Here is a 13,283-nt window from a genome sequence, read left to right as displayed (position 1 = left end):
AAAGGGATACTTATTTTCGGAGAACGGCAACAGAAACGGGGAATCCGCCATGGCGAGAGAGAGCTTTGATAAAGAAATTCAATTTCTGCGCATGCTGACACTGACGAGCGGCGCTTATAATCGGCAGCAATTTGCAGACAGACTGGGCATTTCCGTACATACCTTTGATAAAACGATCCGGCGTCTCAAAGAAATCGTTCAATCCGTGCAGCAGCAGTTACCAGCGGAGCAGGGACATGACTTCAATGAAATGCTGCGCTTCAACTACTATGAATCCGCTGATCCACTACTGCTATTCCTGTTTCGGGCCAAATCGCTCAAGGAGTCGGAAAGCGTCCGCCTAGCCCTTCTGTTGACAGCGCTACAGTCACAACCGCTAACCACCATGGAACTGCTGGATGCCTGCTGCGATGGGCTGCCTCCCGACAGTACGCTACCGGATGAGAAAACGATCCGTTCGGACCTGAAATATCTGGTCGAAGTCGGCGTGGTTCGCAAGGAGCCCGGCGGCAGACCTTACCGCTATGCTGTTCGCAATGATCTGGTCACTGGACTGACGGACGAGGAATTACTGGACCTGTATGACTTTGTGGACATTATGGCGAATACGCACCTCCCCTCTGTACAGGGATATCTGCTGCGCGATCTTTTAAAAAAAGCCATGCGTCGTCAAGCCGGAGATCAGGAAATGGTGGAACCTTTTTTATACAAATACCACTATTACTCACGCATTCTGGATGAGGCCCATATTCATCCGCTTCTTCACGCCATTCGGCAACGTCGCTGTGTGACTTTTTTGTACTTTTCGGCGGCCAAACGAAGCATGTATGGGTCACAGAACACGAATCCGCTGTTTGAAAAAGAAACCGAAGGCCGTGAGCACACCATTCTTCCCTTGCAAGTCATCTATGATCATCAATATGGACGTTGGTATGTACTGGGTCAGGTGGACGGCAAAGGGATCATGAAGTTTCGCATGGAGGGCATGACACAGTTGGCGGAGGGCGAACCCGTGTCGGAGAAGCGTTTTGCCGACCTGCTGGTCGTGTTGGAAGAAAGAACGCGGTATAGCTGGCTTGTGGATACCGGGCGCACCGTGAAGGTGCAGGTACGTTTTTTCAATCCCGAAGGTGCCAAACGCAACTTTATTCGGGAACGCGTGCTGTTGCAGGGACAATGGGGAACGATCACGGAGGAAGAAAGTGAATCCTTTATCTATGAAATTACAGTGAACGGAATCACCGAGATTAAACCGTGGCTGCGCAGCTTTGGATCAAGCTGTGAAGTGTTGGAACCCAAGCGGCTGCGTCAGGAATTCAAGCAGGAATGGAAGGAGCTTCAAGCCTATTATGAGCCTATTCGAGAAAATATTTAACTACCAAATCGTCTCGCGGCTGGATGAATCGGGCGCTTTTGCTACCACATCGCAGGAAAGAATCTGGCTCCAGTCCATGCTGGCAGATCCGTCGGCGACAGAAGCTTTTACCCCGTCTACGCTCGATAAGCTTCGGCTGATGCTCGCAGATGACGAGCCGTTGGAGGTCGATGGCAGCTTGAGGGAAAAGGCCGGCATTCCTGCCTCCCCGGTTTATCATCCGCTCCTGCGTATATTGCGTCCCATCCTGCGGTCACGCTCAGGTATCTGTATGAGCTACAGAATGCGCAACGGGCGTGTTCATGAGCGTATGTCCGGCTTTCCGTATAAACTGGAATTTTCCATGGTCAAAAAGGAATGGAGCCTGCTTTGGTACAATCGCAGGCACCGTGCGCTGATGTCCACCAAGCTGCCTAACATCGTAACCATCACCGAAGAGGAAATTCCACCTGAAGAGACCGAGAAATTCACCCAACGCATACTCGGTATTCTGGAGTCACGCAAGGAACAGGGCATTATCGAAATTATACCTGTGTACAACGGGGAATTATCCCGTATTTTATATGCCTTTTCCTGCTTTGAGAAAGAGGTGGAGTATGTTCAGGATGTGGATACCTATCGTATTACGCTCACTTTTCAGACAGACGAATGTGAATACGTACTGTCCAAAATCCGCTTTCTCGGCAAACGCGTCAAGGTCGTCCAAGGCTCCCGGATCATTTCCCGAATGAAGGAAACAACCGCCAGGGCACTTGCCAGATACGAAGAGGATTAGCCACTGGAAAAATGCTTAATAATCCTACGAAAAAAGGCCCGCACTCTGTCCATTAGACAAAAGGCAGGCCTATTCAATTACGATTTGCACTGCGAAATCATACTTTTTTCCAAAAAAATGTCTGCTGTAACCAGCTGAAAAGCACTCGCCAGGTTACGGTAAAGCTTGTCCCCGTGCACTCACATATAAAGTATACCATTCGTCGCGGGTCATTAGCTCGCTCTGTCGCTCCGCATCCTGACACGCCTTGATCCGTTCAGGATTAGCGCTGCCAATGACGGGCTGAATCCGCGCCAGATGCTTCATAAGCCAGCCAAGAACGATGGCCTCGCGTGTCGTTTCCTTTTCAGCAGCCAGCTTTTGCACCAGCTCTGCTGTTTGGCGTATATGCTCCGGCTGCCCTTCCAAAGAACCACCGCTAAAACGCCCCTGTGCCAGTGGCCCCCACGCTTGAAGCTGAATATCCTCCGTTTGGCAGTATTCCAGCAAGCCTTCGCCAAAATGAACATGCGTCCCGGCCTGCTGATTCACATGCACCGTCTGATCTACAAAATGAAGATGCGCTAGGCTCATCTCCAATTGATTAGCCACCAGCGGGCCGGCTAAGCTGCGCTCCAAAAACTGAATTTGGCTTACATTCATATTGGAAACGCCAAAATGCCGTACTTTGCCGGATGCCTTGAGCTTGCTGAACGCCTCCGCCACTTCTTCCGGCTCTACCAACGGATCGGGACGGTGCAGCAGCAGGATGTCCAAATATTCGGTACCCAGACGCTTCAGAATACCATCCACAGACTCCATAATATGAGCATATGAAAAATCAAAACGGGTCGGGAGCGTACCATCCGGAAGACAAATACCGCATTTGGACTGAATCACGATCTGCTCGCGCAAGCCGGGTTGTCCCTTCAAAATTCGACCGAAAATCTCTTCCGCTTTCCCTGCTCGATAGATATCTGCATGATCAAACATCGTAATGCCAATGGAACGTGCGGCTTCCACCGCTCTTTCTGCTTCAACTACATGCTCCTGTGTATACGGCGTACGATCCCATTCCCCGCCAAAAGGCATACAGCCAAGCACCAGACGGCTATTCGAAATGTTGCGTTTCTGTAAAGGCATAATTTTCATGTTGCTCCTCCTTCACTCTTTTTATCCGAAAATACCCATACTCAAATATCGCTCTCCTGTATCCGGGGCAATACAAAGCACCCGTTTGCCCGGTCCCAAGCGCCGAGCTTCCTGAACTGCCGTCCATATTGTAGCTCCGCTGGAAGGTCCGACGAGAATTCCCTCCTGAGCAGCAATGGCCCGTGTCATCGCAATCGCATCCTCATCCGAAACCTGTATGATTTCGTCATAAATATCCGTATTCAGTACAGCAGGAACGAATCCCGGGCTAGTACCAACCAGCTTATGCGGACCAGGCTTGCCTCCTGATAGCACGGGCGAGCCCTTCGGCTCTACCACGACAACCCGCAGATTCGGCAAATGCTGGCGCAGCACCTCCCCCGTTCCCGTAATCGTACCGCCTGTTCCCGAAGAAGCGACGAACACGTCCAGCTTGCCTTCTGTCTGCTCCAAAATTTCAATTGCAGTCGTTGTACGGTGGATATCCGGGTTGGCCTCGTTTTCAAATTGATGCGGGATAAAGCTCCCTTCGATCTCAGCCCCTAGCTCCAGCGCCTTGCGAATCGCTCCTGACATCCGTTCCTCCGCTGGTGTCAGCACGACCTCAGCCCCGTATGCTTTTAAAATATTGATTCGTTCCCTCGTCATATTCGACGGCATCACCAAAATCGCACGGTAGCCTCGGGCAGCCGCATTCATCGCTAAGCCAATCCCCGTATTCCCGCTGGTCGGCTCAATAATAGTTCCACCCGGCTTTAAGTGTCCAGCCTTTTCCGCCTCGTCAATCAAATTGCCCGCCGTCCGATCCTTAACACTGCCGCTGGGATTAAAGTATTCCAGCTTCACATACACTTCCGCATCCTGCGGTCCGGTTAATCGCTGAAGCCGTACACAAGGCGTATCTCCAATTAAATCTGTAATGCTATGTACCACTTTAAGCGTCATCATTGTATCCTCCTTGGATAGATCCATACTATAAAAATAACATATTTAACCCGCTCATACCTGTCGCTTTTGTAAAATACATAAATCTTATCTGCTTAGTATGTAAAATTTTTGCAAATGGGTCGCCAGATGTGGTTTCTAATGATATACTCGCATTACTATTTTTCAGGAGGATACAAGACATTTATGAGTACTCAAGAAAATTTGACAGCCAATCGCTTTCCCCCCTCCTTGCTATGGTTGACGCTCGGTGCCTTTGCCATCGGCATGACCGAATTCGTCATTATGGGGCTTCTGCCCAATGTGGCCCAGGATCTTCATGTCACCATCCCGCAAGCCGGACAGCTCATCACCAGCTACGCGCTTGGTGTGGCCATTGGCGCACCTGTGCTCACCGTATTAACTCACAAGGTACCGCAAAAAAAGCTGTTATGCCTGCTGATGATTATATTCATTTTGGGCAATCTTTTTTCCGTCATTGCTCCCAACTACGAGCTTCTGATTGCAGCCCGTATGGCTACCGCGCTATCGCACGGAACCTTTTTGGGAGCCGGCTCCCTGATCGCCGCCCGACTGGTTCGCCCTGACAAGCGGGCTGGTGCCATTTCTATGGTGCTGACCGGACTGGCCGTAGCCAACATTATCGGCGTGCCCTTTGGCACCTTTATCGGACAGCAGCTCGGATGGCGTGCTTCCTTTGGAGCCATCGTCGTGATCGGCCTGATTTCCCTCTTTGGCATCATCCGGTACATTCCGGTCATGCATCAGGACAAGCCCTCCAGTCTCAAACAAGAAGTCCGAAGCCTGTTTAATCCGAAGGTACTGCTGATGCTGCTCACAGGTGCTGTCGGTTGCGGTAGTCTGTTCACCGTCTTTACGTACATTACGCCTTTACTGACCGACATTAGCGGCTTTGCCGAGCATAGTATTACGTGGATTCTCGTCCTGTTTGGCCTTGGCGTAACCATCGGGAACATCGTCGGCGGCAAGCTCGCGGATTGGAAGCTGCTGCCGTCGCTGATCGCAAATTATGCCATACTGGCTATTATTTTGGCCATCCTGACGTTCACGCTACAAAGCCCGGTGCTGGCCGTCATCACTGTCTTTATCTGGGGCATTGCCGCGTTCGGCATTATGCCCGGCATTCAGGTTCGCATCATGAATCTGGCCTATGAGGCTCCTTTGCTCGCCTCTACCTCCAGCCATTCCGCATTGAATCTGGGCAATGCAGGAGGCGCTTTTATCGGCGGGGTCGTCATTAACCAGATGGGACTTGCCGCCATCCCATGGATCGCATCTCTTATCACTGTCGGTGGCCTGCTTCTCATGCTGGTCAGCTACGTCATCGACCGCAGAATGGCTGATTCTGAAGCCGTAGCGGGGATACATTCCTAAAAAGGAAGGACTTTCGTTCACTTGAGCGAAAGTCCCTTTTTAAATCATCCTCTAATTCTGGACGCTTAAACGCTGTTGAAACCGAAGTATTCTGCCTCGCACTCAGCTTAACCAATTCTCAAAAAAGTCCCGATACCCCTGCTTCATCACCCTGCTCGAAAACTTCTCCATGGCATACGACTGATTTTCCGTGGAAACCCGACGAGGTGAGGCGGTAGCCATATTGACCAGCTCGAACCAGTTTTTCTCATTGCCCGAAAAAGAGTGCGTGGAGCTGATATGTCCGTAGCAAGGATGCTCAGGCTTCACGACGATTTTCCCCATAGCCAGCGCTTCGGTCAGCGGCATCGCAAACGTGTCGAATTTGGAGCAGCTCCAGTATACTTTGGCCGTATTCATCAGCGCAAATACCTCATCCTGCGTCAACGCAAATTGGAGCTTCACATTGTCAGGGATATCGTACTTCTTCATGCTTTCCTTATAGCGTTCTCCGCCAAACACCATGTAAACTTCCTTGTCGGGATTATGCCGCGCATACTCCAATACCAGATCAGGACGCCGATTCTCTTCATCCCTTCCGATCCACATCACCCGATTCTCCACGACCTGCGAAGGGTCAAAATGCTTTTCCACCAGCCGCTCATTAAACCCAATCGGGATAACTGTCACATCCGTTACACCAAATTTGGATGCCATCTCCTGCTTGAGAAAATCAGTCTGCACAATAGCCTTGTCCACGATCTGATAAAAAGGCTTCATCATCTCATAGCCTGTAAGCGCCGGATCAGGAAAACTGTGCGGAAAAAGCACGCTGTTTTTAAAAAACATTTTCAAATATGTAAAGCCGGATACCGTATAAATAACATCCTCAATCTGCTGCTCATGAAGCTGATCGAGTACCACGTCATAATTAACAAGATCACCCTTTTCATGCTCATAACCGGGAAGCCAGTCATGGCTGCTAACATGGCGCTCCGGTGACACAAATACGATATCCACGCCCAGCTCCAGCCCGATCTGCTTCAGACGTTCCGCAAAAATACGCGGGCCCTGCGCTTCGGCAAACTGTATTTTTCTCATGACCAAACCGACTTTTTTCATATATGTCCCCACCTTTGTTTACGATCTGTACACACGCTGTAGCTCAAACTCTTTATTCACACCTTCTGACTTGTCCCCATTCCAGCATCGCTGCGCATTGGTTCAAACAGGCTAACGCCTCGCCCCGTTGGGCTTCTAATTGCTCTTTTGACCATTTATCACCGTTTATATGCAATTTCGTTCCGATCCTTCGCAAATCACTTTCAATTAACAACAGCATCCACAGCGAAAATACCACAGCAAACATGCCATATTCTTGCATAAATGCGCCTCGCTCCAGTCCTGCTCCCAACAGCTCCAGCTGCTCCAAATACCTGTCCAGCAAGCAAATTCGCAAGTCGGACGTCATACGCCGGGGAAACAATGGGTGGGACATGTCGATCAGATGATACACATCCCATAGCGGTGTGTTCAAATGGGCATGCTCCCAATCCAGCACCATTAGCCGCTCCCCACTCAGCGCATAGTTGCCCGGATGAAGATCACCATGAGACAACACAAGCTGGGTGAAAAAGCGAAGTGATCCAACTGTGCATACATACGCTGAACCTGCTGTTTAGGAAACCCTAACGAGCTGCAAAGCTTCAACACATCAAGCTTGCGCATGTACAACTCAGAAACCAAATCCTGAATGAGCGGCTTGGGTCCTCGAAGTGGCATTCCAGCAAAACGATCCGGTGGCAAAGCATGCCACCCTGCTACAAGTCCAACAGCCCGCAACATCGTTTGTTCTTCGTGTAGATGATGCAACGGACCAATATCCTCAAAAATCATCCATTCCACTCCGCCATCTGTGCCTGCGCCAGAACAGGCCAGCAATCGGGGATAGATGGGTGGCAACGTAGCAAGCACATGCTCATATACCCATCTCTCCCGGCCTGCTTGCTCATCATTGGTTAATGGCTTGAACACATAACTCTCAGAAGGTGACACGTAAAAACGTTCAACCTGCCGACCATTTGTACCTGTATATAAAACTTCCCGCCTCCACACCTGCGTATCATTCAAAGTACCGTCAACATTCACATATGGATGAAATAGATTCATAGCTTCCCAACTTTTTTGTATAAAATGTAATAGCAAGATCATATCACAGTACTCGTTCTGAACGAAGCCCGGCTTGTCCATCAGATCCAAACGATCTGTGGGACAGCCCCTTACCTGTTCAATATCATCCATATGATGATGAACACCATTTTTATCTTGTACCTTTCTCCTAAAGTGATCTATGCTATTGAATGACACGTTTGATGAACGTATAATGTATTTATGTATTTAGCGCTTTGAAGCGTTACATCTCAACATTACTGGTGAGAAAAGAGTGGTTATGGTGCAAAACAAGAGAGAGATTCCATTAAGAGAACAGAATATTGTGCTCATTGGCTTTATGGGTGTAGGTAAAACAACGATAGGTTCTCATCTCGCGCGCAAGCTGTATCGGGACTTTGTGGATATTGATCAGGAGATTGAACAAGAGTACAACATGCCGACAACAGAAATTTTCAAAACATATGGAGAAAAAAGATTCCGCGAGATTGAAAAAGATCATATTCTCAAACTATGCAGCAATACCTGCCTGAAAGTCATCTCGGTTGGTGGCGGTGCCTTTTTACAAGAAGAGGTTAAGCAGGCTTGCCTGGCTTCATCTATCGTCTTCTTTTTAGATTTAAATTGGGAATCCTGGAAGGATCGACTCAAGATGCTCATCGATACCCGTCCCAATCTGCAAAACAAGAATTTGGACGAAATCGAAGCTCTTTTCCGTTCCAGACAGGACATTTACGCCGTAAATCACTCCAAGATCGATACAGATCAGCTGGATGCGGAAGAAGTCGCAGACTATATTATTCAAACTCTAAATCTAGGTTGGGAACTGTATGAGTCTACTCGTGGATTGAATTAGAGTTACAAAAAGGAAGGTTCCATCATGCTTACTGCATGTGGACCTTCCTTTTTTTGGATGATGGCACTTGGGTTGTCAGCATTAATACCATGTGTCTTTTATGAATGACTGTGCAGCACTGTTAATATCTCTCTCAGTTCAGTGACAGGTATCTGCCCCGGCGCGGAAGCTTTCTTAGCGGCACCAAAGGTTAAAGCCGAACCAAACAGCTCTCCGGTCAGACGGCTCACGACACCTTTTCCCGCCATTGACATCGTAATAATAGGCCGATCTGCATATTCCTCTGCCATGGTACGGGTGGCATCCAGCAAGGTCAGCACATCGGCTGTACTTGTCGGCATAACCGCTATTTTAGGCAAATCGCCTCCTAGCTCCTGCGCCTTACGCAACCGAGATACGATTTCCTCCTTTGGCGGCGTCTTCTGGAAATCATGGTTGGATATAATCACGGATACGTTATGCTTATGCGCAGCTTCCACCAGCACCTTCACATCGGCTTCGTCATTAAAAAGCTCCACATCAATGATATCTACCTGTCCCGTTTCGGCTGCCATGCGATTCAACTCCACATAACTCGCCGTACTGATTTCCTTTTCCCCGCCTTCCCGGGCACTACGAAACGTAAAGACGAGCGGGATATTGGCCAAGATGGACCGGATTTCAAGCAAGACCTCCTTAACCTTCCCCAAATCCTCTACATGCTCGTAAAAATCGACTCTCCACTCTACGATATCCAGGTCGAGTGTACGCAAATGGGCAGCTTCTTCCTTTAGTTGCTCCAACGTTTCTCCCACCATCGGGACGCAAATTTTAGGCGCTCCTTCACCGATCAGAACATCTTTTACCTTAACGATTTTTGCCATATCTAACTCACTCCTAAATAACAGTTTTAAGTCGAACCATTACAATATTTCATAGTATAACGCATTCTGAATAAGCCTGCTGATCATTCATCCCCGATTGTTGGCTTACTCCGAATCAAGCGCGATTTTAGGGGATAATGTGCGACTTGATGGAAAAACGGTACTGTACCGGAAATTAACAAGCACGGCCAGCACAATACCCACCACATTCACAATCAGAGCCAGCATAAAAACACTAGATATTTGAGAACTCTTCAAAAGAAAGCCTGTAAACACAGGGATGACTGTGTACGATACTGAAGTTGCTGTGTAAATGAACCCGGTGATCTGTCCTTTTCGTTGACTGAAAAACTCACTCATTACGGTCAATGTCAGTTGAAGCACACCCGAAATGGAAAATCCAATGACACATGAGCTAATAATGGCCGCAGCATGTGATTTGAAAAGAAGTAGTGCTCCAAAAGCCAACAAAGAAATGCATGGATAAATGAGAATAATATGAACCGGTTTGACCCACTTTCTTAACACAATCACCAATACGAACACGGAGACGAGAGAGCCGACATTGTAATAGACTAATAATCTCAGGGACTCTGATTCAGTCATACCGATAAACTGCTGTCCAAAAGTAGGCAGCCACAACTGAACAATATACAGCAAGGTAGGCCCGGTAAAGCCGAGAACAATAAGGCAAAGCCCTTCCTGCCAGAAGCGCGGCTTGCTCCGGTCATTTGCTTTTAGCTCTACCGTATGTTCTACGTTAGATACAGATGTATCGTGAACTGGCTCCTTGGGCGCCTGAATCCGCATGTCTGGAAATTTCATTTTGAACAGGTAAATCGCATTCAGACCAAATATGAGCGCTGGTAAAAAGAACGAGAACCCGTAAAAAATATCATGGTTCATAAAAAAGATAATCATTAACGGTAAAAATGCCGCCCCGATGGATATAAAGCCTCTCACCAGCACGGTAGCAGAGCCGGAGGATTGGGGAAAAGCTTCGATCAGAGCTGGATAGGTGCCTGAATCAAGAAAAGAATTCGCTACGCCTGCCAGCACAGCCAGCACCATCGCCATTTCAAAGCTGGGGCTTAGCGGTATACCGACTAAAAAAACGGCCATTAGTAGCCCTGCGGCCACAATAAACGGCTTGCGACCATAACGGTCGGAAAGCACCCCGGATATGTACAGCGTAAACAGCCTGCCAAATCCCATTGCGGATACCAGAAGACTGATTCCCGCCTGATCTGTATGCAAATGCTCGGTTAAAAAGGACATGTGTGACGCCAGCATAATGTTAAACATACCGAACAAAAGATAGTTTACATAAAGGCCGGACGCCACTGGAAAAGAAGAACGTTTCATCGTGAATTCACCTGCTTTTGTAAGTAAGTCTTGTAGTGTCACAAATGTGAATCATTTCACATTATCCGTGTCGATGATGAAGTATAGAACACATTTTTAAATTTATCAAGTTCAAATATTGGGAGAGACACATTTAAACACGCTGATGCGTTTTCAAATAAAATTCCTCACCGTAGCTGAGCGCAAAGTTCCGAAAGTCCACTACAGCCGGGGATAAATACCTGTTTTTGATGCTCGCCAGATAGATAAAACGCTCGTATTCGGGATTAACAATAGGCAATGTTTTGACGTTAAAATAATCCAACGATGAAATTCGAGGCATGACTGCAATTCCGTAATTCACAGATACCAGCCCTGCCATCGCCGTGTCCTCTTCAATCTCGCAAATGATCTCTGGAGTAACACCTACTTTGGCGAATAAGTTTTCAATAATGGGACGGATACCGCTTTTTTTGTTAAAAAAGATAAAAGGGTACGCTGCCGCATCCTTGAGATCAATTTGGTTCAGGGAAGCCAGCGGATGATCTGGTGAAACAATAACAACAAGCTCCTGCTGAGCCAACGGAATGAATTCAACGTCCGGTTCATTTTCCATGTGCGAACAGAACGCCACATCATAATGCTCCTGCTTCAAGCCCTGGATAATATCGTTCGTATTCCCTTGATGAAAAGAAAAGGATATGTCTTTACGGGCATCCGAGGCCGAGAAGGCTTGAATGATCGCTGGAATGAAGTGAGAGCCTAACGTGTAAATGAACGCCAGATCCACATTCCCATGGCTTGGGCTAACCAATTCCCGCAAGTTGTGCTCTCCCTTCTCCAATTCATCCATCGCATGCTCCACATATTTTAGGAAAAATCGTCCGTATTTGTTCAGCCGAACATTCCTCCCCTGCTTCTCAAACAAATGAACCCCCAGATCCTTTTCTAATTCTGAAATTGCATGGCTTAAACTGGGTTGAGTAATACATAGTCGCACAGCTGCTTGGGTAAAGTGCTCCATCTCTGCAAGTACACGAAAATATTGTAGTTGCTTCAGGTTCATAATTATGCCGTTCCCTTCTTTAATTTATATTTTAAATTATAGACCTAAACTATGGAAAACGTTAGAAATATGCATTGGATTTATAATAACACTCCTTATATAATAAAGACATAGAAACAATGTGAATTTTTTCACTATTAATCCATGGATCTAAAATTCAAGTTGGGAGCTACACTTATGAAAAATCCTTACATCAGAATGGCAACAGGGCTTTACATCAACTATTTTCTTCTGGGTATGATCAATGTTATTCTCTCCTCGAATATGAGCTTCCTGACCGTGCAATTGAACACGGATAAGGCTGCCATCGGTTATCTGGTGTCAGCCATCGGGATCGGTAAGCTGCTGGCTCTCGGGGTAGCCGGGAAAATGTCAGACAAATACGGAAGAAAGCCGCTCGTTGTGATCGCATCATTTGCTTATTTAATTTTCCTGATCGGTATTCCCCTTGCACCTAACTATACGTTGGCATTCGTATTTGCCATTATCGCAGGGCTTTGTAACTCCATGATGGATTCGGGAACGTATCCGGCATTAATTGAAGGTTTCGGAAAAAAAGCTGGTTCTGCAACCGTCTTGGTCAAAGCATCCATTTCTATCGGTGCCATTGTTATTCCGTTCATGATTGCATTCTTTATCGATCACAATATGTTCTATGGCTATTCCTTCTTTATTCCGGCAGGTATTTATCTGCTAAGCGGTATCTTCTTATCGATGACAGCCTTCCCCAATCACAAAGCTGAGGAACAAAAGACTCCAACCCAAACTGTCCAATCAGCAAATACTTTCCGCAGTGAGCCTAAGTTTTGGCAAGAGGGTCTGTCTCTGATCATTATCGGTTTTACTTCCACTGTATTGTTCATGGTCGTGCAGCTATGGCTTCCTACCTTTGGTCAAGAGGCCCTGGGCATGGAGAAAGCCAGTGCCATTAAACTGCTAAGCTACTATAGTATAGGTTCGTTGGTTTCCGTTATTCTGTTAGCCGTGGTGCTTGGCAGATTCATTAAACCGATTACCGTCATGATTGTGTATCCGTTTGTTGCACTGCTTTCCTTGCTGGCTTTAATTACATGGCACAATCCTGTCGCTACTATAATCAGTTCGTTCTTAATCGGATTGTCTACCGCAGGTATATTCCAAATTGCTCTCACCGTTATGACTGAATTTTTCCGCAAGAATAAAGGGACTACGACTTCTCTCGTGAACATTGCAGCCAGTCTTTCGTTCATTCTGATGCCGTTAGCTACCGGGGGCATGTCCAAGAGCCTCGGAATTACTTCCGTGTTCATTCTGGATATTGCGATTGCCGTAGTCAGTATTTTGCTGGCCGTGTTTGTTGCTTATCGCTATAAAAAAGTGTTTTATTAAACTACACAGATAACCTG

General features: G+C 47.4%; 13 protein-coding genes. 5 read left to right on the top strand and 8 right to left on the bottom strand.

Annotated elements, in window-relative coordinates; translation table 11 throughout:
• Nucleotides 1-49 precede the first annotated feature (49 nt).
• Both ACIFO6_RS17445 and ACIFO6_RS17440 read left to right on the top strand, forming a co-directional pair.
• Complete coding sequence (locus ACIFO6_RS17445; protein WP_430042347.1) at nt 50-1,375, top strand: helix-turn-helix transcriptional regulator; 1,326 nt, start codon at nt 50-52, stop codon at nt 1,373-1,375.
• Nucleotides 1,350-2,150, top strand: coding sequence for a WYL domain-containing protein (locus ACIFO6_RS17440; RefSeq protein ID WP_430042346.1), 801 nt, complete (start codon nt 1,350-1,352; stop codon nt 2,148-2,150). The genes ACIFO6_RS17445 and ACIFO6_RS17440 overlap by 26 nt, the downstream gene beginning before the upstream one ends.
• 153 nt (nt 2,151-2,303) lie before the next feature.
• Here the strand turns inward: ACIFO6_RS17440 and ACIFO6_RS17435 are convergent, their stop codons facing one another.
• Both ACIFO6_RS17435 and cysK read right to left on the bottom strand, forming a co-directional pair.
• Nucleotides 2,304-3,281: an aldo/keto reductase gene (locus ACIFO6_RS17435; protein WP_430042344.1), complete on the bottom strand. Its 978-nt coding sequence runs from the start codon at nt 3,279-3,281 to the stop codon at nt 2,304-2,306.
• Between the two features lie 21 nt (nt 3,282-3,302).
• Nucleotides 3,303-4,226 carry a cysteine synthase A gene (gene cysK / locus ACIFO6_RS17430; RefSeq protein ID WP_430042342.1) on the bottom strand — a complete coding sequence of 308 codons (924 nt, stop codon included), beginning with the start codon at nt 4,224-4,226 and terminating at the stop codon, nt 3,303-3,305.
• 186 nt (nt 4,227-4,412) lie between these two features.
• Here cysK and ACIFO6_RS17425 point away from each other — a divergent pair, with 186 nt between their 5' ends.
• Nucleotides 4,413-5,621, top strand: coding sequence for an MFS transporter (locus tag ACIFO6_RS17425; RefSeq protein WP_430042339.1), 1,209 nt, complete (start codon nt 4,413-4,415; stop codon nt 5,619-5,621).
• Nucleotides 5,622-5,723: 102 nt separating this feature from the next.
• Here ACIFO6_RS17425 and ACIFO6_RS17420 read toward each other — a convergent pair whose 3' ends face one another.
• Genes ACIFO6_RS17420 through ACIFO6_RS17410 form a run of 3 tightly spaced genes read right to left on the bottom strand, consistent with a single transcriptional unit; the run spans nt 5,724 to nt 7,901 of the window.
• Nucleotides 5,724-6,722 (bottom strand): glycosyltransferase, encoded by a 999-nt coding sequence (locus ACIFO6_RS17420; protein ID WP_430042337.1) that lies wholly within the window; start codon nt 6,720-6,722, stop codon nt 5,724-5,726.
• A 52-nt stretch (nt 6,723-6,774) separates the two neighbouring features.
• The gene (locus tag ACIFO6_RS17415; RefSeq protein ID WP_430042335.1) at nt 6,775-7,218 is read right to left on the bottom strand and encodes a phosphotransferase; all 444 of its coding nucleotides are present in this window, start codon (nt 7,216-7,218) and stop codon (nt 6,775-6,777) included.
• Nucleotides 7,179-7,901 carry a hypothetical protein gene (locus ACIFO6_RS17410; RefSeq protein WP_430042333.1) on the bottom strand — a complete coding sequence of 241 codons (723 nt, stop codon included), beginning with the start codon at nt 7,899-7,901 and terminating at the stop codon, nt 7,179-7,181. Before ACIFO6_RS17410 ends, ACIFO6_RS17415 begins: the two co-directional genes overlap by 40 nt.
• 151 nt (nt 7,902-8,052) lie before the next feature.
• Between ACIFO6_RS17410 and ACIFO6_RS17405 the strand changes: the two genes are divergently transcribed.
• Nucleotides 8,053-8,625 carry a shikimate kinase gene (locus ACIFO6_RS17405; RefSeq protein WP_430042488.1) on the top strand — a complete coding sequence of 191 codons (573 nt, stop codon included), beginning with the start codon at nt 8,053-8,055 and terminating at the stop codon, nt 8,623-8,625.
• Between the two features lie 98 nt (nt 8,626-8,723).
• On the opposite strand, the gene aroD is transcribed toward ACIFO6_RS17405, so the two are convergent.
• The 3 genes from aroD to ACIFO6_RS17390 all read right to left on the bottom strand — a co-directional run bounded on the left by aroD (nt 8,724) and on the right by ACIFO6_RS17390 (nt 11,898).
• The gene (gene aroD, locus ACIFO6_RS17400; protein WP_430042331.1) at nt 8,724-9,488 is read right to left on the bottom strand and encodes a type I 3-dehydroquinate dehydratase; all 765 of its coding nucleotides are present in this window, start codon (nt 9,486-9,488) and stop codon (nt 8,724-8,726) included.
• Nucleotides 9,489-9,593: 105 nt separating this feature from the next.
• Nucleotides 9,594-10,853 carry an MFS transporter gene (locus ACIFO6_RS17395; protein ID WP_430042329.1) on the bottom strand — a complete coding sequence of 420 codons (1,260 nt, stop codon included), beginning with the start codon at nt 10,851-10,853 and terminating at the stop codon, nt 9,594-9,596.
• A gap of 133 nt (nt 10,854-10,986) precedes the next feature.
• Complete coding sequence (locus tag ACIFO6_RS17390) at nt 10,987-11,898, bottom strand: LysR family transcriptional regulator (protein WP_430042328.1); 912 nt, start codon at nt 11,896-11,898, stop codon at nt 10,987-10,989.
• A gap of 177 nt (nt 11,899-12,075) precedes the next feature.
• On the opposite strand from ACIFO6_RS17390, the gene ACIFO6_RS17385 reads away from it, so the two are divergent.
• A complete protein-coding gene (locus ACIFO6_RS17385) occupies nt 12,076-13,266 on the top strand; it encodes an MFS transporter (RefSeq protein ID WP_430042327.1) in 1,191 nt (396 codons plus the stop codon).
• Nucleotides 13,267-13,283 lie beyond the last annotated feature (17 nt).

It is taken from the genome of Paenibacillus sp. NRS-1781 (assembly GCF_050467745.1).
Taxonomy (GTDB): domain Bacteria; phylum Bacillota; class Bacilli; order Paenibacillales; family Paenibacillaceae; genus Paenibacillus; species Paenibacillus terrae_A.
Note: the sequence above shows the minus strand (reverse complement) of the source record. Positions and strands in the feature narration are given on the sequence as shown.

Bases quoted from the DNA above. Each gene is read 5' to 3' on its own strand.
- ACIFO6_RS17390 (WP_430042328.1), bottom strand. From the start codon at position 11,898: ATGAACCTGAAGCAACTACAATATTTTCGTGTACTTGCAGAGATGGAG.
- ACIFO6_RS17385 (WP_430042327.1), top strand. From the start codon at position 12,076: ATGAAAAATCCTTACATCAGAATGGCAACAGGGCTTTACATCAACTAT.
- ACIFO6_RS17435 (WP_430042344.1), bottom strand. From the start codon at position 3,281: ATGAAAATTATGCCTTTACAGAAACGCAACATTTCGAATAGCCGTCTG.
- ACIFO6_RS17445 (WP_430042347.1), top strand. From the start codon at position 50: ATGGCGAGAGAGAGCTTTGATAAAGAAATTCAATTTCTGCGCATGCTG.
- ACIFO6_RS17395 (WP_430042329.1), bottom strand. From the start codon at position 10,853: ATGAAACGTTCTTCTTTTCCAGTGGCGTCCGGCCTTTATGTAAACTAT.
- aroD (WP_430042331.1), bottom strand. From the start codon at position 9,488: ATGGCAAAAATCGTTAAGGTAAAAGATGTTCTGATCGGTGAAGGAGCG.
- ACIFO6_RS17440 (WP_430042346.1), top strand. From the start codon at position 1,350: ATGAGCCTATTCGAGAAAATATTTAACTACCAAATCGTCTCGCGGCTG.
- ACIFO6_RS17425 (WP_430042339.1), top strand. From the start codon at position 4,413: ATGAGTACTCAAGAAAATTTGACAGCCAATCGCTTTCCCCCCTCCTTG.
- ACIFO6_RS17410 (WP_430042333.1), bottom strand. From the start codon at position 7,901: ATGGATGATATTGAACAGGTAAGGGGCTGTCCCACAGATCGTTTGGAT.
- ACIFO6_RS17420 (WP_430042337.1), bottom strand. From the start codon at position 6,722: ATGAAAAAAGTCGGTTTGGTCATGAGAAAAATACAGTTTGCCGAAGCG.
- cysK (WP_430042342.1), bottom strand. From the start codon at position 4,226: ATGACGCTTAAAGTGGTACATAGCATTACAGATTTAATTGGAGATACG.